The organism is Pseudomonas californiensis (genome assembly GCF_021147775.1).
In the GTDB taxonomy this organism is placed as follows: Bacteria; Pseudomonadota; Gammaproteobacteria; order Pseudomonadales; family Pseudomonadaceae; genus Aquipseudomonas; species Aquipseudomonas californiensis.
The window spans coordinates 1-20798 of record NZ_JAGTPK010000001.1; the positions used below are offsets into that span (position 1 = coordinate 1).

Sequence of the window (20798 nt, forward strand, 5' to 3'; positions counted from 1 at the left end):
ATGGCGACGCTGGAAACTGAGGCACCGGGTTTCAGGCATTCCTGCACAACCTGGGCCTTGAAGGGTTTGGGATAGGAGCTTCGTTTGCGCATGGAAATCCTGGCGATAAGGGTGATCGCGTCCGCTTAAAAATAGGCGGACACCATCGCCCTTAATTCCGGATTTCTGAAGGTGTGTTCGCTGGCCGCTTACGCATGACCTGCGGTATAAATGTATTTTTTTGCAAAAAAAAACGACCTCAAAAGGTCGCTTTTCAAGACATCACCAAAACTTATGCACGTTTTCGGGTCATTGATGGCTTTAAGAAATAAATAATGAAATCAGTTGGTTAGGGCGTTTTTTTACCGTTTATCCAAAAAGCGTGCACAGGTTATCCACAAAATCAGGCAGGTACTTTTTCGCTGACCGCTGCGGGCGCGACCGGTGAGCCCATGGCACGCTGGGTATCCTCGTTCCAGGTCTGCACGCGCTCGTTCAGTGCGGCAATGGCACGAGGACCGGTGCCTTCGGCAAACATCGGTGCGCCGATGACAACCTGAATGGTGCCGGGCTTTTTGCCCCAACCTTCTTTCGGCCAGTATTTGCCAGCGTTGTGAGCGATAGGCAGCACTGGCAGGTCAGCATTCACTGCCAGTGCCGTACCACCGCGCGAGAACTTGCCGACCTGACCGTATGGCACGCGTGTGCCTTCCGGGAAGATCAGTACCCAGACGCCGTCCTTGAGGAGTTCATCGCCCTTCTTGGCGATTTCCCGTAGCGCCGCTTTCGGGTTGTCACGGTCGATCGCGATCGGGCGCAGCATGGCCATTGCCCAGCCAAAGAACGGCACGTACAACAGCTCGCGCTTGAGCACCTGACTCAGAGGCTCGAAGTACGCTGACAAAAAGAACGTTTCCCATGTGCTCTGATGATTGGAAATGATCACGCATGGCGTTTTGGGCACGTTCTCCGCGCCCGTTACCTCAACCTTTATGTTCAGAAAGACGCGGGTCAGCCAGATGGCGCAACGGCACCAATAGACATTGATGAAGCGATAACGGGCTTTGAATGGCAGAAAAGGCGCGATGAAAAAGCTCAATGTGCACCACAGCAACGAGCTGGTGCCCAGCAACAGGTAAAAGAAGAAAGTCCTGATTGCCTGCAAGATCGACATAGTTACGTTTACCGTACGGGCAGGTGCCCGCTCCTTGAGCGTTCTGAAGCGCGAGAACTAAGTGTTCAGCGAAACGCTAGTGTGGATAAGCTCTGCGGCAACCGCCGCCAGATCGTCAAAAATCAGAGTGCCGGCTGGCACCTGGCCGTCCAGGGTCTTGCGCCCTTTGCCCGTCATCACCAGCACTGGCTGTGAATCGACGGCCAAAGCAGCCTGCAGGTCACCTTTGCTGTCGCCCACAAACCATAGACCCTTCAGGTCTGCTGCGTAATGGTGGGCGATGGTGTGCAACATACCGGGTTTGGGTTTGCGGCAGTCACAGCCTTCGTCTGGCCCGTGCGGGCAATAGACGATCAAACCAACCTCGCCACCCTGCTCTGCCACCAGCTCGCGTAAACGAGCGTGCATGGCGTCCAGGGTGGCCAGGTCGTAATAACCTCGGGCAATGCCGGACTGGTTGGTGGCGATGGCCACCGTCCAGCCGGCTTTGCTCAGCGCTGCGATGGCCTCGATCGAGCCCGGAATGGGAATCCACTCCTCCACCGACTTTATATAAGCGTCGGAGTCATGGTTGATCACTCCGTCCCGATCGAGAATCAGCAGTTTCAACATCAACCCCTTGTCAGCCCAGCAGCGAGATGTCGGCAACGCCGAGGAACAGGCCGCGCAGACGAGCCAGCAATGCATAACGGTTGGCGCGCACATTGGCGTCTTCCGCGTTGACCATGACGGCCTCGAAGAACGCATCGACCGGCTCACGCAAGGTGGCCAGACGCGCCAGCGATTCACTGTACTGACGCCCGGCAGCCATTGGCTGGACCGCATGGTCTGCCTGCTGGATTGCCGAATACAGCGAGAACTCGTTGGCGTTGTCGAAATACTTGGGCTCGACCGTCTGGGCAATGTTGCCCTCGGCCTTGCTCAGCAGGTTCGACACGCGTTTGTTCACGGCAGCCAGCGCAGCGGCTTGCGGCAGTTTGCGGAATGCCTGAACGGCTTGCACGCGCTGATCGAAGTCCAGTGCCGAACCCGGCTGCAAGGCACGAACCGACAGGTACACGGCAACTTCGACGCCTTCGTCTTCGTAGCGTGCACGCAGACGGTCGAAGATGAACTCCAGAACCTGCTCCGACAGACCGGCTGGCTTGATCTTGGCGCCAAACTGAGTGACCGCGAATTTCACGGTATCGATCAGGTCCAGGTCCAGCTTCTTCTCGATCAGGATCCGCAGGATGCCGAGTGCGGCGCGACGCAGCGCATACGGGTCTTTGCTGCCGGTTGGCAGCATGCCGATACCGAAGATGCCGACCAGGGTGTCCAGCTTGTCGGCGATGGCGACTGCCGCACCGGTCAGCGTCGTTGGCAGCTCGGCACCTGCGCCACGTGGCATGTACTGCTCGTTGAGCGCCAGCGCGACATCTTCGGCCTCGCCGTCAGCCTTGGCGTAGTAGTAACCGGCAACGCCCTGCATTTCCGGGAACTCGCCGACCATCTCGGTCGACAGGTCGCACTTGGACAGCAGGCCTGCGCGCGCTGCGCGTTGAGCATCGCCACCGATGCGTGGCGCGATGTAGGCTGCCAGCTTCGAAACGCGCTCTGCCTTGTCGTACACGCTGCCCAACTGGGCCTGGAACACGACGTTTTTCAGACGCTCGTTGAAGGTTTCCAGCTTCTGCTTCTTGTCCTGCTTGAAGAAGAACTCGGCATCGGTCAGGCGCGGACGAACGACTTTCTCGTTACCGGCGATGATCTGCGCCGGGTCCTTGCTCTCGATGTTGGCCACTGTGATGAAGCGCGGCAGCAACTTGCCGTCGACGTCCAGCAGGCAGAAGTACTTCTGGTTGTCCTGCATGGTGGTGATCAGGGCTTCCTGAGGCACTTCGAGGAAGCGCTCTTCAAAGGAACACACCAACGGAACCGGCCATTCGACCAGGCCAGCAACTTCATCCAGCAGGCTCGGCGGCACGATGGCGGTGCCTTCCTGCTGGGTGGCCAGCTCTTCGACGCGCTTGCTGATGATCTGACGACGTTCATTGAAGTCGGCCAGTACATAAGCGGCACGCAGATCGCTGAGGTAGCCGGCAGGCGAGGAAATGCGCACGTCTTCCGGATGATGGAAGCGGTGACCGCGAGAATGACGACCAGCGCTCTGCGCCAAAATCGTGCAATCAATGACTTGGTCGCCGAACAGCATCACCAGCCATTGGGTCGGCCGCACGAACTCTTCCTTGCGTGCACCCCAGCGCATGCGCTTGGCAATCGGCAGGTCGTTCAGCGAGTCTTCGACGATGGTCGGCAGCAGCGATGCGGTCGGCTTGCCGACGATGCTCTGGCTGTAGCGCAGTTTCGGACCGCTCTGGTCGATTTCGCTCAGGTCCACGCCACATTTCTTGGCGAAGCCCAGTGCGGCCTGAGTCGGGTTGCCATCAGCGTCGAAAGCAGCCTGACGCGGCGGGCCGTCCAGATTGACGCTGCGGTCCGGCTGTTGAGTGGCCAGCGCGGTGATCAGCACGGCCAGACGGCGCGGTGCGGCGTAGACCTGCTTGGCGCTGTAGGTCAGGCCAGCGGACTGCAGGCCTTTTTCGATCCCGGCCAGGAATGCGTCGGCCAGGGAAACGAGGGTCTTGGGTGGCAGTTCTTCCGTGCCCAGTTCGACCAGAAAATCTTGAGCACTCATTGCGCTGCCTCCAGCTTGGCCAACACTTCATCGCGTAGATCGGGCGGCGCCATCGGGAAGCCGAGCTTGGCTCGGGCTTGCAGATAGGCCTGGGCGACCGAGCGGGCCAACGTGCGCACGCGCAGGATGTATTGCTGACGCGCGGTCACGGAGATGGCGCGGCGCGCATCCAGCAGGTTGAAGGTGTGCGAGGCCTTGAGGACCATTTCGTAGCCCGGCAACGGCAGCTCCAGCTCGATCAGGCGCGCTGCTTCGCTTTCATAGAAATCGAACAGCTCGAACAGCTTGTCGACGTTGGCGTGTTCGAAGTTGTAAGTCGACTGCTCCACTTCGTTCTGGTGGAACACGTCGCCATAGGTGACTTTGCCGAACGGACCGTCAGCCCAGACCAGGTCGTAGACCGAATCCACGCCCTGCTGGTACATCGCCAGACGTTCCAGGCCGTAGGTGATTTCGCCGGTCACCGGGTAGCACTCGATGCCGCCGACTTGCTGGAAGTAGGTGAACTGCGAGACTTCCATACCGTTGAGCCAGATTTCCCAGCCCAGACCCCAGGCGCCCAGCGTCGGCGATTCCCAGTTGTCTTCGACAAAACGCACGTCGTGGACCAGTGGATCGAGGCCGATGTGCTTGAGCGAGCCCAGGTACAGTTCCTGGAAGTTGTCCGGGTTCGGCTTGAGAATCACCTGAAACTGATAGTAGTGCTGCAGGCGGTTCGGGTTCTCGCCGTAGCGGCCATCAGTCGGGCGACGGCTTGGCTGTACGTAAGCGGCGTTCCAGGTTTCCGGGCCTACGGCGCGCAGAAACGTGGCGGTGTGGAAGGTGCCGGCGCCTACTTCCATATCGTAGGGCTGAAGTACCACACAACCTTGTTCTGCCCAGTATTGCTGGAGGGCGAGGATCAAGTCTTGGAAGGTACGCACGGCTGGCGTAGGCTGGCTCACAAATTTCACCTGTGCTGGGCTGCGATTCAAAGAGCGGGAGTATACCCGATTCGGCTGCACGTCCACCCTTGGGAGCCCTATGACACGCTGCTTTTGGTGCAACGAAGACCCCCTTTACATCGCTTATCACGATCAGGAGTGGGGCGTGCCGCTGCGCGATGCGCAGAAGCTCTTCGAGTTGCTTTTGCTCGAAGGGTTCCAGGCGGGCCTTTCATGGATCACGATTCTCAAGCGTCGCGCCCGTTATCGCGAGGTTTTGTTTGGCTTTGATGCCCAGCGTCTGGCGCAACTCACCGATGCTGAAATCGATGCGTTGATGCTCGATCCGACGATTATCCGCAACCGACTCAAGCTCAAGGCGGTCCGCACCAACGCCCGGGCCTGGCTGGCGCTGCCCGACCCGGTTGGCCTGCTCTGGTCGTTTGTCGACGGCACGCCGAAGGTCAACCACTTCAAGGACCGCAGCGAAGTACCGGCCATTACCGCTCAGGCCGAGGCCATGAGCAAGGCATTGAAGAAAGCCGGGTTCACGTTTGTCGGTCCGACCATCTGTTATGCGTACATGCAGGCCAGCGGTATGGTCATGGACCACACTGTGGATTGCGATCGATACGCGATCCTGAGCCGCTGACGGTTACAATACCCGCCTCGAGAATCTGGGAGTGTTCTGTGGATAAGTTCAAAGGCGCCGTAATGGTCGGGGCGTTGCGGTTGTTTGCTCTGTTGCCATGGCGAGCTGTGCAGTGGGTGGGCACCGCGATCGGCTGGTTGATGTGGAAGCTTCCCAACCGGTCACGTGAAGTGGCGCGGATCAATCTGTCCAAGTGTTTTCCTGAGCTGAGCGAGCCGGAGCTGGAGAAACTCGTGGGTCGCAGCCTGATGGACATCGGCAAGACGCTGACCGAAAGCGCTTGTGCCTGGATCTGGCCTGCTCAGAAATCGATCAATCTGGTTCGCGAAGTCGAAGGGCTCGACGTGCTCAAGGATGCGCTGGCGTCCGGCAAGGGCGTGGTCGGTATCACCAGCCACCTGGGCAACTGGGAAGTGCTGAATCACTTCTATTGCAGCCAGTGCAAGCCGATCATTTTCTATCGTCCGCCAAAGTTGAAGGCGGTCGATGACTTGCTGCGTAAACAGCGAGTGCAACTGGGTAACCGCGTTGCAGCGTCTACCAAGGAGGGCATCCTCAGCGTTATCAAGGAAGTGCGTAAAGGCGGCTCGGTAGGCATTCCAGCGGACCCGGAGCCGGCTGAGTCAGCGGGTATCTTCGTCCCGTTCTGCGGCACTCAGGCGCTGACCAGCAAGTTTGTGCCGAACATGCTGGCGGGCGGCAAGGCGGTCGGGGTTTTCCTGCATGCCATGCGCCTGCCGGACGGCTCAGGCTACAAGGTGGTGCTGGAAGCGGCTCCTGAAGCCATGTACAGCACCGACACCGAAACCTCGGCGGCGGCGATGAGCAAGGTGGTCGAGAAGTATGTGCGGGCCTACCCAAGCCAGTACATGTGGACGATGAAACGCTTCAAGAAACGCCCGGCAGGCGAAGCGCGCTGGTACTGAGTAGCCGTCTGCGCAGCGGCCCGTAAAAGATAGGTTGCCGGTGCATCCGCCAGAGATGTTCTGGCGGGTCACCGGCCTGCGCAAGCAAGCATGCCTCTGCCTAACTCGCCGCCGCAATCAGTCCGCGTCGCTCTACTGCGGCTTGAGCCGCCTGTGGGCTCATGCGGACCAGGTTGACGGGTACTGACTTGGCCGCAGGTGTATTGCTGCGGCTGTCGCGGTTGGCCAAGGGCAGCAAGCCGTTGGTCTCCGGGTAATACGCAGCGCAACAGCCTGCAGGTACATCGAACGGCACGACCTTGAAGCCAGCTGCCCGTCGTTCTGTTTTGAGGTCCAACGCGGTCTGAAACTCGACGTAATCGCCAGCCTTCAGGTCCAGCCTCGCCATGTCTTCGGGGTTGAGCATCACGACCATGCGGTCGCCATAAATATCCCGATAGCGGTCATCGTTGGAATACACCGTGGTGTTGAACTGGTCATGGCTGCGGATCGTCATCAATTGCAGATGATCGGCGCCCGGCGGCGTGTCGTCTTCGTCGTAGACCCCTGCCGGGAACAGGAAGTTGGCCTTGCCAGTGTCGGTGTCCCATTTGCGGACCCTGGCGGCATTGGGTAACTGAAAGCCGCCCGGCTGGCAAATGCGTACGTTGAAGTCGTAAAACTGCTCGGGCATTACTTCTTCAATCTTGTCGCGAATGCGCGCGTAGTCACCCACATAGCTGTCCCAGTTCACTTTGGGGTTGGGCGGCAATGTCGCCTTGGCCATCCCGGCAATAATGGCAATTTCAGATATCAAATGCTCGGAGGCTGGCTCCAGCATACCGGTCGAGCCGTGCACCATCGACATGGAGTCTTCGACCGTTACCGTTTGCGCCACGCCGTTCTGCAGGTCTGTTTCCGAGCGCGCCAGGCAGGGCAGCAAATAAGCTTTCTGGCCGTGCACCGTGGCGCTGCGATTGAGCTTGGTATTCACCAGGACAGTCATTTTCAGGCGGCTCACGGCCGGGCAAACGATGTCGATGTCCGGGATCGCCCGGAAGAAGTTGCCGCCCATCGAGATGAACGCTTCCACCTCGCCACGCAGCAGTGCTTCACACGCCTCGGCCACATCGTGGCCACCTTTACGTGAGGCTTCAAAGCCGAACACCTTGCTCATGCTCGCCAAAAAAGGTTCGTGGGCTTTCTCGTAAATCCCCATGGTGCGGTCGCCCTGCACATTGGAATGCCCACGGATCGGACAGGCGCCAGCGCCCGGTTTGCCGATATTGCCGCGCAGCAGCAACAGGTTGATGATCTGCTGCATCGCATCGCCGCCACGCTTGTGCTGGGTAACGCCCATGCCCCAACAGCAGATCACTCGCTCGGAACGCATGTAAACCGCCGCCACGTCTTCAATCGCCTGACGACTCAGGCCCGAATGACGCTCGATGATGTCCCAGGACAATCCTCGGCAGTAGTCGGCGTACTGCTCGAAGCCGTGGGTGTGCTCGTCGATGAACGCCACATCCAGAACCCGCGGGCGACCTTCTCGTTGCGCCGCGTCATCGGCTTCGATCACGACCTTGCAGATGCCCTGCATGGCGACCATATCGCCGCCGGTTCTGACCTGATGATACTGAGAGCTGATCTCCACGCCACGGCGACCGATCATGTCGCGCGGGTTCTGTGGCGAGGCGAAACGCACCAGTGCCTTCTCGCGAAGCGGGTTGAACGAGATGATGCTCGCGCCCCGCTTGGCGGCAGTGTGCAGCTCGGACATCATGCGCGGGCTGTTGGTCCCTGGGTTTTGACCGATGATAAAAATGGCATCGGCCTGCTCGAAGTCTTCCAGAGACGTCGTGCCCTTGCCGACGCCTATTGCCTCGGGCAATGCGACGGAAGTGGTTTCATGGCACATGTTCGAGCAGTCTGGGAAGTTGGCCATGCCGTACAGGCGGCCAAACAGCTGGTACAGAAATGCCGCCTCGTTGGAGGTGCGGCCGGACGTGTACAGCTCCAGTTTCCAAGGGTCACTGAGATGACGAAGCTCATGGCCGATATCAGCAAACACCTCATCCCAACTGACCGGCAGGTACTTGTCGCTGGCGGCGTCGTAGCGCATCGGCTCGGTCAGGCGGCCCTGGTCTTCAAGGTCGTGATCGGACCATGTGGCCAATTCGCTGACGGTGTGCTGCGCAAAAAACTCGGGCGTGACACGCTTGGTGGTGGTTTCCCAAGCCAGTGCTTTTGCGCCGTTTTCGCAATATTCAAACGCGTGCGGCTTCTTGGGATCGGGCCAGGCACAGCTGGGACAATCGAAGCCCTCCGGTTTGTTCATCGACATCAACGCACGATTGCCGCGGATCAGCACATGCTGGTGCATCAGATGTTTGGTGACCGAACGCAGCGCGCCCCAGCCGCCGGCAGGCGGGCCGTCAGTTTGTGAGCCTTGCAGAGGTGCTTGGGAATGGGCGAGTTTGGCCATGGAAAAGGTTCTCCCTGATAAAGCCCTGTGTGGGCCTGTTGAGCAGTTGCGCGTATTTTTGGGATACACAGGCTCAAGGGAAAATTCGCCAGAATCGACGAGCGTGCCCGACCGCCGAAGGCTTTTTGAGGTTCAGTCAGTCAGACGCATTGCAGCCCGGCTGGCACGGCACTGGGCGCCGACCGGTGCTCAGAAGAAGCTCAAGCCCACCTGAAACAGGCGCTCGACGTCGCGGATGTACTTTTTATCCACAAGAAACATGATCACGTGGTCGCCTGATTCAATCACGGTGACGTCGTGGGCGATCAGGACCTCTTCGTCGCGGATGATGGCGCCAATCGTTGTGCCGGTTGGCAGGTTGATGTCTCTGATGGCACGACCAATCACTTTGCTGGATCTGGCGTCGCCATGCGCCACGATCTCGATGGCTTCCGCTGCGCCTCGACGCAGTGAGTGCACACTGACGATGTCGCCGCGCCGCACGTGTGCGAGCAAGGTACCGATGGTCGCCAGTTGTGGACTGACCGCCACGTCGATTTCCCCACCCTGCACCAGATCAACGTACGCGGGGTTGTTGATCAACGTCATGACCTTGCGAGCGCCCAGACGTTTGGCCAGCAACGACGACATGATGTTGGCTTCATCGTCGTTGGTCAGCGCGAGAAACAGATCCGTGTTGCCGATGTTTTCTTCGATCAACAAGTCGCGATCCGATGAACTGCCTTGCAGCACCACGGTGCTGTCGAGGTTCTCGGAGAGGTAGCGGCAGCGCGCCGGATTCATCTCGATGATCTTGACCTGGTAGCGGCTCTCGATGGCCTCGGCCAGCCGCTCGCCGATGTTGCCGCCGCCCGCGATCACGATGCGTTTATAGCTCTCGTCCAGGCGGCGCATCTCACCCATTACCGCCCGGATATCGGCTTTGGCCGCCACGAAGAACACTTCGTCGTCGGCTTCGATCACCGTATCACCCTGGGGAATAATCGGCCGGTCGCGACGAAAGATCGCGGCGACACGGGTTTCAACGGTGGGCATGTGGGTCTTGAGCTGGCGCAGTTGCTGACCGACCAACGGGCCGCCGTAATAGGCCCTGACCGCCACCAGTTGCGCCTTGCCGTCAGCGAAATCGATCACCTGCAAAGCGCCGGGGTATTCGATCAGACGCTTGATGTAGTGGGTAACGACCTGCTCCGGGCTGATCAGTACATCGACCGGGATAGCGCTGTTGTCGAACAGGTCGGAGCGCGTCAGGTAGGCCGCTTCACGCACTCGCGCAATCTTGGTTGGCGTGTGGAACAGCGTGAATGCCACCTGACAGGCGATCATGTTGGCTTCGTCGCTGCTGGTCACGGCGACCAGCATGTCCGCGTCGTCCGCGCCGGCCTGACGCAGCACGGCGGGGTAGGAGCCCTTGCCCTGCACGGTCCTGATGTCGAGACGATCACCCAGATTGCGCAGGCGGTCGCCGTCTGTGTCGACCACCGTAATGTCGTTGGCCTCACCGGCAAGGTGTTCGGCCAGCGTGCCGCCGACCTGGCCTGCACCCAGAATGATGATTTTCAACTGACTACTCCCTTGCCGCCGCGATCTTGATCAGTTTGGCGTAGTAGAAACCATCATGACCGCCCTGCTGGGCCAGCAGTTGGCGACCGTGTTTTTGCTTGATCCCGGCTGGCGGCTGTCCCGACTGGCCTGCGATGTCCAGCTCGCGTGCCCCGGAGGTCCGGGCCAGAAACGCCTCGATCACCTCGGTGTTTTCTGTCGGCAACGTCGAACAGGTCGCGTACAGCAACATGCCGCCCACTTGAAGCGTAGGCCACAAGGCGTCCAGCAGCTCGCCCTGCAAGGCTGCCAGCGCCACGATGTCTTCGGGTTGGCGGGTCAGTTTGATGTCGGGATGGCGACGAATCACGCCGGTGGCCGAGCACGGCGCGTCGAGCAGAATGCGCTGGAACGGCTGGCCGTCCCACCATTGCGCGGTTTCCCGGGCGTCGGCGGCAATCAGTTGGGCGTCCAGACCCAGGCGGTCGAGGTTTTCCCGTACTCGCACCAGGCGTTTGGCTTCCAGGTCCACGGCGACCACATCGCTCAGCTGCGGCTGTACTTCCAGCAGGTGACACGTCTTGCCGCCGGGCGCACAGCAGGCGTCGAGCACACGTTGGCCGGGCGCCAGCTCCAGCAGGTCGGCAGCCAGTTGCGCGGCTTCGTCCTGAACGCTGATCCAGCCCTCGGCAAAACCGGGCAATGTGCGCACATCACACGGCTCGGTCAGCACGATGCCGTCCTGGCTGAACGTGCACGCATTTGCGTCCAGGCCCGCCGTTTTCAGCAGTTCGAGGTATTGATCGCGGCTGTTGTGGCGACGATTGACCCGAAGGATCATAGGCGGGTGCGCGTTGTTGGCGGCGCAGACGTCTTCCCACTGCTCCGGCCACGCCGCTTTCAAGGCTTTTTGCAGCCAGCGCGGGTGAGCAGTGCGCACCACGGGGTCATGTTCCAGCTCAGTCAGCAATGCCGCGCCGTCTCGCTGGGCATTGCGTAACACGGCGTTGAGCAGGCCCTTGGCCCACGGTTTTTTCAGTTTGTCGGCGCAGCCCACGGTCTCGCCGATTGCGGCATGGGCCGGAATACGGCTGTAGAACAGTTGATACAGGCCGACCAGCAGCAATGCTTCAACGTCAGCGTCGGCCGCTTTGAACGGTTTCTGCAGCAGCTTGACGGCCAGCGCTGAAAGACGAGGCTGCCAGCGCGCCGTACCAAACGCCAAATCCTGGGTCAGGCCGCGGTCACGGGCGTCGACCTTGTCCAGTTGGGTCGGCAGTGAGCTGTTCAGCGATGCCTTGCCGCTGAGGACGGCAGCCAAGGCCTTGGCGGCGGCCAGGCGCGGGTTCATTGGCCCAGTACCGTGCCGACAGCGAACTTCTCGCGGCGGCTGTTGAACAGGTCAGCGAAGCTCAACGGTTTGCCGCCGGGCAATTGCAGGCGGGTCAGACGCAGGGCGTGCTCGCCACACGCGACGATCAGCCCGTCCTTGTTGGCGCTCAAAATGGTCCCCGGCACGCCCTGCCCTTCAGCCAGGTCAGCGGCCAGTAATTTCAGGGTTTCTTCGTTCAGCGTGCTGTGGCAGATCGGCCACGGATTGAAGGCGCGTATCAGGCGCTCCAGTTCAACGGCCGGGCGAGCCCAGTCGATGCGCGCCTCGTCCTTGTTCAATTTGTGTGCGTAGTTGGCCAGGCTGTCGTCCTGCACTTCGCCGACCAACGAGCCGTCTGCCAAGCCGGTAATCGCCTGCAGTACGGCCGGTGGGCCCAGCTCCGCCAAGCGATCGTGCAGCGTGCCGCCGGTGTCCTGGGCGCTGATCGGGGTCACGGCCTTGAGCAGCATGGGGCCGGTGTCGAGGCCCGCCTCCATGCGCATCACGGTCACGCCACTTTCAGCATCGCCCGCTTGCACAGCCCGTTGGATGGGCGCCGCACCGCGCCAGCGAGGCAGCAGCGAAGCATGGCTGTTGATGCAGCCCAGACGCGGGATATCCAGCACCACTTGCGGCAGGATCAGGCCGTAGGCAACCACCACCATCAGGCCGGGCTTGAGCGCCGCCAGCTCGGCCTGGGCGGCAGGGTCGCGCAGGGTCGGCGGTTGCATGACAGGCACATCATGTTGCAGCGCCAGTTGCTTGACCGGGCTTGGCATCAGCTTTTGTCCACGACCGGCCGGGCGATCAGGCTGGGTGTAAACGGCGATGATCTGGTGAGGGCTGTCGAGCAGGGCCTTGAGGTGTTCGGCGGCGAATTCCGGGGTGCCGGCGAAAACGATGCGCAGTGGCTCAGTCATGGACTTCTCGTTCTGAAAAAAGAAAAAGGCCTTCGACAGGCCTTTTTGGGGTGACGACGGATCAGGCGTTGAGCTTGTGCTGTTTTTCCAGCTTCTTCTTGATCCGGTCACGCTTGAGATTGGAGAGATAATCGACGAACAGTTTGCCGTTCAGGTGATCGCACTCGTGTTGAATGCAGATCGCCAGCAAGCCTTCGGCTACCAGTTCGTAAGGCTGGCCATCACGGCCCAGCGCCTTGACGCGGACTTTCTGCGGCCGGTCGACGTTCTCGTAGAAACCGGGCACCGACAGGCAACCTTCCTGATACTGATCCATTTCGTCGGTCAGCATTTCGATCTCGGGGTTGATGAAGACGCGCGGCTCGGAGCGATCTTCGCTCAGGTCCATCACGACGACCCGCTTGTGGACGTTGATCTGCGTTGCGGCCAGACCGATACCAGGCGCTTCGTACATGGTTTCAAACATGTCGTCGACCAACTGGCGAATGCCGTCGTCTACTATCGCCACAGGTTTGGCGATGGTGCGCAGGCGCGAATCGGGAAATTCGAGGATGTTTAAAATAGCCATATACGTAAGAGCTGCACTGTTAGGGTAAAGTCAATGTCGGGCGCCAGGCTCGGGATTTCAAGGCGGCAACCCATGATGGGACTCTATTGTTCACGCGAGGCAACATGATAAAGGGATTCACCGCATGAGGAAATCACTACTCGCCCTGCTGCTGTTGACCGCCAGCGGTCTTGTCCAGGCGCAAGTGCAGCTCAGGGAAGGCCATCCGCAGAATTACACCGTTGTTCCGGGTGACACACTCTGGGACATTTCCGGTAAGTTTTTGCGCGAACCCTGGCAGTGGCGAGAGATCTGGCGGGCCAATCCCCAGGTGCACGACCCTGATCTGATCTACCCCGGTGACACTCTCTCACTGACGTATGTCGACGGCCAGCCGCGTGTGATGGTCAACCGTGGCGAATCCCGAGGCACCATCAAATTGTCACCGCGTGTGCGCAGCACGCCGGTGGTTGAGGCTATCCCGAGCATCCCGCTGGGTGCCATCAATGCCTTTCTGATCAGCAACCGTATCGTCGACAGCGCCGAAGCGTTTGAACAAGCGCCCTATATCGTGGCAGGTAACGCCGAGCGGGTGCTCAGTGGCAGCGGTGATCGTGTCTATTCGCGTGGCACGCTGGACGCGGCGCACTCGGTGTACGGCATCTTCCGTCAGGGCAAGACCTATATCGACCCTGATACCGAGGAAGTGCTGGGCATCAACGCCGACGATATTGGCAGTGCGGAGGTGGTCGCCACTGAAGGCGACGTATCGACGCTGACGCTTCAACGCTCCACGCAGGAAGTTCGTCTGGGTGACCGGCTGTTTGCCAGCGAAGAGCGTGCAATCACTTCGACGTTCATGCCCAGCGCGCCACAATCGCCGGTCGAAGGGCTGATTCTTGACGTACCGCGTGGCGTTACCCAAGTCGGCGTGTATGACGTGGTCACGCTGAACAAAGGCAGGCGCGACGGTCTGGTCGAAGGCAACGTGCTGGCCATCTACAAGACGGGTGAGCGGGTGCGTGACCGGGTGACCGGTGAGCAGGTAAAAATCCCGGACGAACGGTCTGGTCTGCTGATGGTTTTCCGCACTTACGACAAGCTCAGTTACGCCTTGGTGCTGCACGCGAACCGATCTTTGGCCATTATGGACAAGGTCCGTAACCCCTAGCGCCATGTTTCAGTTTTGATACGGATTTCCTGACTGTTTCATTCACTTATCAAATTGTTGTCAACAGAGTTATCCACAGGTTTGCGCACCGTCCGAGGTGCGCCATGGATCAGGGACGATCTTATGCCGCTGTTTGAAAAAGCTGTTCCGTCACCGTCGGAACTGGAAGCACGTCTTCGTCTGCATCGTTTGCCAGAGATTGGATCGAAGCGCTTTTCCAGGCTTATCGATGCGTTCGGTTGTGCCTCGGCGGCGCTGTCTGCGCCAGCCAGTGCATGGCGTTCACTGGGCATGCCGACGGCTGCTGCCGAGGCCCGGCGTGAGCCTTCGGTACGCGACGGTGCCAGTGCTGCATTGGCATGGCTTGAGCGTCCGGGCCAGCATTTGCTGATGTGGGACGATCCTTGCTACCCGGCGCTGCTCGCCCAGATTGCCGATCCCCCGCCGCTGCTGTTCATCGCAGGCGACCCCTCGATTCTCGAGCGGCCGCAGTTGGGAATGGTCGGCAGCCGTCGCGCATCGAAACCCGGAATGGACACCGCTGCTGCGTTCGCGAGAAGCCTTGCCGGTGCCGGTTTTGTGATCACCAGCGGTCTGGCCCGCGGGATTGACGGCGCTGCGCATCAGGGCGCGCTGGCCGTCGGCGGGCTCACAATCGGCGTGCTCGGCACAGGGCTCGAAAAACTTTATCCACAGCAGCATCGGGCGCTCGCCGCACAGATGGCGGCGCAGGGCGGCGCGGTGATTTCCGAGTTCCCGCTCGACGCCGGCCCGCATGCCAGCAACTTTCCTCGACGCAATCGGATCATCAGTGGAATGTCGCTTGGGGTGCTGGTTGTCGAAGCCAGCGTGGCCAGCGGCTCGCTGATCACGGCACGGCTGGCAGCCGAACACGGCCGCGAAGTGTATGCAATTCCCGGTTCGATCCACCACCCTGGTGCACGCGGCTGTCACCAGTTGATTCGTGACGGCGCGATACTGGTCGAGACGGTCGACCATATCCTCGAAGCCCTGCAGCATTGGCATCGGGTGGCGCCTGCAACTGAACCTGATGCCGAGCAACGTCCTGCCGCTTGCGATAACCCTTTGTTGGCGCTGTTGCATGCTGCGCCGCACACCAGCGAAGCTTTGTCGAATTCCATGGGCTGGCCGTTGCCCAAGGTACTGGCAGCATTGACGGAGCTTGAGCTCGATGGGCGGATAAGCAGTGAAGCGGGACGATGGTTCGCCAGCGCGCCGTGAGGTTAAACTGCCCGCCATGATTTAGCGGAGAGAAAGAATGGTCAGCAGTTGGCGTGTGCAGCAAGTCGCTCGGGATATCCGGGCCGGAGCGGTTATTGCCTACCCGACCGAGGCAGTTTGGGGGCTGGGTTGCGACCCGTGGGACGAAGAGGCGGTTTACCGCTTGTTGGCGATCAAGTCCCGGCCTGTGGAAAAAGGGCTGATCATGATCGCTGACAACATTCGTCAGTTCGACTTCCTGTTCGAGGACTTTCCCGAGCTGTGGCTCGATCGTATGGCCAGCACCTGGCCCGGGCCGAACACTTGGCTGGTGCCGCACCAGAACCTGCTGCCCGAGTGGATAACCGGGATTCACGAAACCGTTGCGCTGCGCGTGACTGATCACCCGACCGTGCGTGAGCTGTGCGCATTGGTAGGACCGCTGATTTCGACCTCTGCCAACCCGGCAGGTCGCCCTGCTGCCAAGTCACGATTGCGTGTTGAGCAGTATTTCCGTGGTCAGATCGACACCGTTCTGTGTGGCGCGCTGGGTGGTCGTCGAAACCCGAGCGTGATTCGTGACATCGCCACCGGGCAGGTGGTACGTCCCGGCTAGTGCCGGGACGCGTTGCGTTGCGTTGTACTGCCTCAGGGAATCAGAATCGTCGAGCCCGTGGTGCGGCGGGCCGACAGTTCGATGTGTGCCTTGGCAGCGTCCTCGAGCGCATATTGCTGAATGTTGTCGACCTTGAGCTTGCCGCTGGCAAGCATGTCGAACAGCTCGTCCGCCATGGTTTGCAGGTTTTGCGCACTGTTGGCGTAGCTGCCCAGTGTCGGGCGAGTGACGTACAGCGAACCCTTCTGCGCCAGTATCCCCAGATTGACCCCGGCCACTGGCCCGGACGCATTGCCGAAACTCACCATCAGACCGCGCGGTGCGACGCAATCGAGTGATGTCAGCCATGTGTCCTGGCCCACACCGTCGTACACCACCGCGCATTTTTTGCCTTCGGTCAGTTCCAGCACGCGCTTGGCCACGTCTTCATGGCTGTAATCGATGGTTTCCCATGCGCCGAGTGCTTTGGCATGCGCCGCCTTTTCAGGCGAGCTGACCGTGCCGATCAGTTTTGCACCCAGCGCTTTGGCCCATTGGCACGCCAGCGAGCCCACACCGCCTGCGGCGGCATGAAACAGAATGATCTCGCCCGGTTTGACCTGATAAGTCTGACGCAGCAGGTACTGAACCGTCAGGCCCTTGAGCAGCACGGCCGCAGCCTTTTCAAAGCTGACCGAGTCGGCGAGCTTGACCAGATTGGCCTCCGGCAATGTGTGCAGATCGCTGTAAGCGCCCAGCGGCCCGGTCGCATAGGCCACGCGATCACCGGCTTTGACGCGCGTCACTTCGGCGCCGACTGCTTCGACAACGCCTGCCCCTTCTGTACCAAGCCCGGACGGGAATGCGGGCGCCGGGTACAGCCCGCTGCGGTAATAGGTGTCGATGAAATTCAGGCCGATGGCCTTGTTGCGCACCACAACCTCTTGCGGACCGGGCGCTGCTGACTCGAAGTCGGCATATTCAAGAACGTCGGGTCCTCCGACCGTGTTGAACTGGATACGCTTTGCCATGTGCTCTCTCCATGAATGTCGAAACGGATTGCAAAGAGCTATCGGACTCCTTCATCCGGGCTTCGTCAACTGCCAGTGCTGTCTGCCAATGGTATGCTACGCGCCAGTTTGCCTGCGGCCCTTTTGTTCCGGGGCCCAGCCGTTTGAAGTCAGCCGTAAGGGATCGTCATGAGTACCCGTACCGAAGCCGTGAAGGCTTACTTGCTCGACCTGCAGGACCGCATTTGCACCGCGCTTGAACAGGAAGATGGCAATGCGCATTTCGTCGAAGATGCCTGGACACGCCCGGCGGGCGGCGGCGGTCGCACGCGGGTAATCGAAAACGGAGCTGTCATCGAAAAAGGCGGCGTGAACTTTTCTCATGTATTTGGCAGCAACCTGCCGCCTTCTGCCAGTGCGCATCGCCCTGAGCTCGCGGGCCGTGGATTTGAAGCGCTGGGTGTGTCGCTGGTGATTCACCCGCATAACCCCCACGTGCCAACCTCCCACGCCAACGTACGCTTTTTCATCGCTGAAAAAGAAGGCGAAGAGCCGGTCTGGTGGTTCGGTGGTGGTTTCGACCTGACGCCCTATTACGGCGTCGAGGAAGACTGCGTGCACTGGCACCGGGTTGCCGAGCGCGCCTGCGCCCCGTTTGGCGACGACGTTTATCCGCGCTACAAAGCCTGGTGCGACAGCTATTTCCATCTCAAGCACCGTGACGAGCCGCGCGGCATTGGCGGACTGTTTTTCGATGACGTGAACCAGTGGGATTTCGAGACCAGCTTTGCGTTTATCCGGGCGATTGGCGACGCGTTCATCAATGCGTACCTGCCCATCGTGCGCCGTCGCAAGGCCAATGCCTACACCGTACAGCAGCGCGAATTTCAGGAGTTTCGTCGCGGCCGCTACGTCGAATTCAACCTGGTGTATGACCGGGGCACGTTGTTCGGGCTGCAATCGGGTGGTCGTACCGAGTCGATCCTCATGTCGCTCCCGCCGCAAGTACGCTGGGGTTATGACTGGAAAGCCGCACCGGGCAGTGAAGAAGCACGCCTGACCGAGTACTACCTGACCGACCGCGACTGGCTGGCGCAAGACTGAAGCAGCATTCGGCGGCGTTTGCTTGCCGCCGTTGCTGTGCACATGAACACAATAGGAACCCACATGGACCAGTACGTCGTCTTCGGCAATCCCATCGGCCATAGCAAGTCGCCGCTGATTCACAGCCTGTTTGCCGAGCAGACCGGGCAGGCACTGGCGTACCGGACCTCGCTTGCGCCGCTGGACGATTTCACTGCGTTTGCGCGGGCGTTTTTTCAGACCGGTCGGGGCGCCAACGTCACTGTGCCGTTCAAGGAAGAGGCGTTTCGCCTGGCTGACAGCCTGACCAAACGCGCTCAGCGTGCAGGCGCCGTCAATACGCTGCACACGCTGGATGACGGCACGCTGTTGGGCGATAACACGGACGGTGCCGGACTGGTGCGCGACCTGACGGTCAACTGCGGGATGAGCCTGCACGGTCAACGCATTCTGTTGCTGGGCGCCGGTGGCGCGGTGCGTGGTGCGCTGAAACCGTTGTTGGCGGAGAAACCTTTGGCGGTGGTGATTGCCAACCGCACGATTGAAAAAGCAGAAACGCTGGTTCAGGAGTTCACGGATCTGGGGCCTGTATTTGCCAGCGGCTTTGACTGGCTCGAAGAACCGGTGGACCTGATTATCAACGCTACGTCTGCAAGCCTTGCAGGTGAATTACCGCCTATCGCGCCCAGCCTGATTCAACCCGGCGCGACCTTTTGCTACGACATGATGTACAGCAAGGAGCCCACCGCTTTTTGTCGCTGGGCCACTGAGCACTGTGCGGGTCGTTCGGTCGACGGGCTCGGCATGCTGGTCGAGCAGGCGGCCGAAGCGTTCCTGTTGTGGCGCGGTGTTCGGCCGGATTCAGCGCCGGTACTGGCTGAGTTGCGCAGGCAACTGGCGGCCGGCTGATCTGCTTTTCACGCCTCAAACAGAATCGGACATTTTTCGGCACCTTCCAGCTTGTGCAGCTCTTCGATCACCTGCGGCCGGGTGTTGCGCAGGACCAGCACACGGCCCTGTTGCCCCAGGCGGCGGGCCTCCTGATGGAGCATTTCCACGCCCGAGTAATCGATGAAGTTGATTTGCTGGGCGTCGATTACCACCCGTTTACCCTGAGTGCGCTGCAAGCGGGTTTGCAGGTAATGGCTGGCGCCGAAAAAGATTGAGCCGCCCACACGCAGCACGTCTTCATCGCCTTCACGCCACTGCTGCACGCGGGGCTGCGAGGTGCGCTTGAGGTAGAAGAACAGCGAGGCCAGTACACCGGCATAAATCGCGGTTTGCAGCTCCAGCAGCAAGGTGGCCAGGCAGGTCAGTGCCATGACGAAAAACTCCGAACGACTGACCCGGAACAACGCACAGATACCGCGACGATCTACCAGCCCCCAGCAGATCAGCAGGATGGAAGCAGCCATGCTCGGGATCGGAATGTGCGAGATCAATGAGGCGCCGGCAACGGCGAACAGCGCCACCCACAGCGCCGAAAATACACCGGCCAGTGGTGAGCGGGCGCCCGCTTCGTAACTCAGTGCCGCGCGGGTGAATGAGCCTGCCGACAAATAGCCCGAGAACAGTGAGCCGACCATGTTCGAAAGGCCCTGTGCCCGGACATCCTGGTTGGCGTTGAGCATTTGCTGTGAGCGTGCCGACAGCGAGCGGGCAATCGACAGGCTGTTGACCAGCCCCAGCATGCCCACGGCGACAGCAGTAGGCAGCAGCTTGAGAATCAGTTCTGCATCCAGCGGCAGTGGACTGAACGGCGGCAAATGGCCGACGAAAGCGCTGACCACCCTCACATGGCCGAACATCGCAGGCCAGAGCCAGACCAGCAGGCTGCTTGCGACCAGTGTGATCAACAGGGTTGGCCAGCGTGACACCAGCGACTTGAGCAGGATGCCCAGCGCCAATGTCGCAAGCCCCAGCACCATCGATGGCAGATCGATTTCGCCTTGGTGTTCGAGTATGGCGGTCAGGCTGTTTAGCGCTGTCGTCTGGCTGGGCAGGTCGACGCCCATCAGATTGGGCATCTGCCCCAGCGCGATGACGATGGCGGCGCCGAGGGTGAAGCCCAGCACCACTGAGTGCGATACGAAGTTCACCAGTGCGCCGAAGCGCATCATGCCCAGCAGCAACTGGAAAACCCCGGCGATGAATGTGAGCAGCAGGATCAGGGTGATGTAGTCCTGGCTGGCCGGGACGGCGAGCGGGCTGACGCTGGCGTAGAGCACAATGGATATCGCCGCCGTCGGGCCGCAGATCAGGTGCCAGGAAGAACCCCACAGACAGGCGATGAGTACTGGAACGATGGCCGCGTACAGGCCGTACTCGGGCGGCAGGCCGGCGATGAGGGCGTAGGCGATGGACTGCGGCAGGGCCAGTATGGCGCCGCTCAGGCCCACCAGCGCATCACGCCCGACACTGGCGCGGGTCTGGTTAGGCAGCCAGGCCAGAAACGGCAGAAATTTATGGCGGTTGAGCCAGCGCATCAGTCCCTCATGGTGGGTGGAGCGTGGCCAGGGTTTTGACCGTCAGCTATTGAATC

19 protein-coding genes are annotated in these 20798 nt (G+C 60.5%); 7 read left to right on the forward strand and 12 right to left on the reverse strand.

Translation table 11 applies throughout. The features are described from left to right. The 5 genes from KDX37_RS29620 to glyQ form a co-directional block, all read right to left on the reverse strand. The coding region (locus KDX37_RS29620; protein ID WP_406641088.1) for a transposase at positions 1-92 on the reverse strand (92 nt) is incomplete at its 3' end. A gap of 290 nt (positions 93-382) precedes the next feature. Beyond that, on the reverse strand, positions 383-1153 hold the full coding sequence (locus tag KDX37_RS00005) for a lysophospholipid acyltransferase family protein (protein WP_231650513.1): 771 nt from the start codon (positions 1151-1153) through the stop codon (positions 383-385). A 57-nt stretch (positions 1154-1210) separates the two neighbouring features. Beyond that, positions 1211-1768, reverse strand: a complete 558-nt coding sequence (gene gmhB / locus KDX37_RS00010; RefSeq protein WP_231650514.1) for a D-glycero-beta-D-manno-heptose 1,7-bisphosphate 7-phosphatase — start codon at positions 1766-1768, stop codon at positions 1211-1213. A 7-nt stretch (positions 1769-1775) separates the two neighbouring features. Continuing rightward, the gene (gene glyS, locus KDX37_RS00015) at positions 1776-3830 is read right to left on the reverse strand and encodes a glycine--tRNA ligase subunit beta (RefSeq protein ID WP_231650515.1); all 2055 of its coding nucleotides are present in this window, start codon (positions 3828-3830) and stop codon (positions 1776-1778) included. After that, positions 3827-4774 (reverse strand): glycine--tRNA ligase subunit alpha, encoded by a 948-nt coding sequence (gene glyQ / locus KDX37_RS00020; protein ID WP_231650516.1) that lies wholly within the window; start codon positions 4772-4774, stop codon positions 3827-3829. Before glyQ ends, glyS begins: the two co-directional genes overlap by 4 nt. Positions 4775-4853: 79 nt before the next feature. Between glyQ and KDX37_RS00025 the strand changes: the two genes are divergently transcribed. Together KDX37_RS00025 and KDX37_RS00030 are read left to right on the forward strand one after the other, a co-directional pair. Then, positions 4854-5405, forward strand: coding sequence for a DNA-3-methyladenine glycosylase I (locus KDX37_RS00025; protein ID WP_231650517.1), 552 nt, complete (start codon positions 4854-4856; stop codon positions 5403-5405). A gap of 38 nt (positions 5406-5443) precedes the next feature. Continuing rightward, a complete protein-coding gene (locus tag KDX37_RS00030) occupies positions 5444-6331 on the forward strand; it encodes a lysophospholipid acyltransferase (RefSeq protein ID WP_084916055.1) in 888 nt (295 codons plus the stop codon). 100 nt (positions 6332-6431) lie between these two features. Here KDX37_RS00030 and KDX37_RS00035 read toward each other — a convergent pair whose 3' ends face one another. The 5 genes from KDX37_RS00035 to def all read right to left on the reverse strand — a co-directional run bounded on the left by KDX37_RS00035 (position 6432) and on the right by def (position 13197). Continuing rightward, positions 6432-8795: an FdhF/YdeP family oxidoreductase gene (locus KDX37_RS00035; protein ID WP_231650519.1), complete on the reverse strand. Its 2364-nt coding sequence runs from the start codon at positions 8793-8795 to the stop codon at positions 6432-6434. 189 nt (positions 8796-8984) lie between these two features. Continuing rightward, a complete protein-coding gene (gene trkA / locus KDX37_RS00040; protein ID WP_231650520.1) occupies positions 8985-10358 on the reverse strand; it encodes a Trk system potassium transporter TrkA in 1374 nt (457 codons plus the stop codon). Positions 10359-10362: 4 nt separating this feature from the next. Beyond that, entirely contained in the window at positions 10363-11688 is a 1326-nt protein-coding gene (gene rsmB / locus KDX37_RS00045; RefSeq protein ID WP_231650521.1) for a 16S rRNA (cytosine(967)-C(5))-methyltransferase RsmB, read from the reverse strand. Next, a complete protein-coding gene (fmt, locus tag KDX37_RS00050; RefSeq protein ID WP_231650522.1) occupies positions 11685-12629 on the reverse strand; it encodes a methionyl-tRNA formyltransferase in 945 nt (314 codons plus the stop codon). Before fmt ends, rsmB begins: the two co-directional genes overlap by 4 nt. Before the next feature lie 61 nt (positions 12630-12690). Continuing rightward, positions 12691-13197 (reverse strand): peptide deformylase, encoded by a 507-nt coding sequence (def, locus tag KDX37_RS00055; RefSeq protein WP_231650523.1) that lies wholly within the window; start codon positions 13195-13197, stop codon positions 12691-12693. A gap of 124 nt (positions 13198-13321) precedes the next feature. Between def and KDX37_RS00060 the strand changes: the two genes are divergently transcribed. The 3 genes from KDX37_RS00060 (at position 13322) to KDX37_RS00070 (ending at position 16184) form a co-directional block, all read left to right on the forward strand. Beyond that, positions 13322-14347 (forward strand): LysM peptidoglycan-binding domain-containing protein, encoded by a 1026-nt coding sequence (locus tag KDX37_RS00060; RefSeq protein WP_231650524.1) that lies wholly within the window; start codon positions 13322-13324, stop codon positions 14345-14347. 123 nt (positions 14348-14470) lie between these two features. Next, on the forward strand, positions 14471-15589 hold the full coding sequence (dprA, locus tag KDX37_RS00065; RefSeq protein ID WP_231650525.1) for a DNA-processing protein DprA: 1119 nt from the start codon (positions 14471-14473) through the stop codon (positions 15587-15589). A gap of 37 nt (positions 15590-15626) precedes the next feature. Then, complete coding sequence (locus KDX37_RS00070; protein ID WP_231650526.1) at positions 15627-16184, forward strand: L-threonylcarbamoyladenylate synthase; 558 nt, start codon at positions 15627-15629, stop codon at positions 16182-16184. 32 nt (positions 16185-16216) lie between these two features. Here KDX37_RS00070 and KDX37_RS00075 read toward each other — a convergent pair whose 3' ends face one another. Then, positions 16217-17194, reverse strand: coding sequence for an NADPH:quinone reductase (locus tag KDX37_RS00075; RefSeq protein ID WP_231650528.1), 978 nt, complete (start codon positions 17192-17194; stop codon positions 16217-16219). Between the two features lie 168 nt (positions 17195-17362). Here KDX37_RS00075 and hemF point away from each other — a divergent pair, with 168 nt between their 5' ends. Beyond that, entirely contained in the window at positions 17363-18277 is a 915-nt protein-coding gene (gene hemF / locus KDX37_RS00080; protein ID WP_231650530.1) for an oxygen-dependent coproporphyrinogen oxidase, read from the forward strand. Positions 18278-18340: 63 nt separating this feature from the next. Beyond that, the gene (aroE, locus tag KDX37_RS00085) at positions 18341-19165 is read left to right on the forward strand and encodes a shikimate dehydrogenase (protein WP_231650532.1); all 825 of its coding nucleotides are present in this window, start codon (positions 18341-18343) and stop codon (positions 19163-19165) included. 8 nt (positions 19166-19173) lie between these two features. On the opposite strand, the gene KDX37_RS00090 is transcribed toward aroE, so the two are convergent. Further along, complete coding sequence (locus tag KDX37_RS00090) at positions 19174-20742, reverse strand: SulP family inorganic anion transporter (protein ID WP_231650534.1); 1569 nt, start codon at positions 20740-20742, stop codon at positions 19174-19176. Positions 20743-20798: the final 56 nt, after the last annotated feature.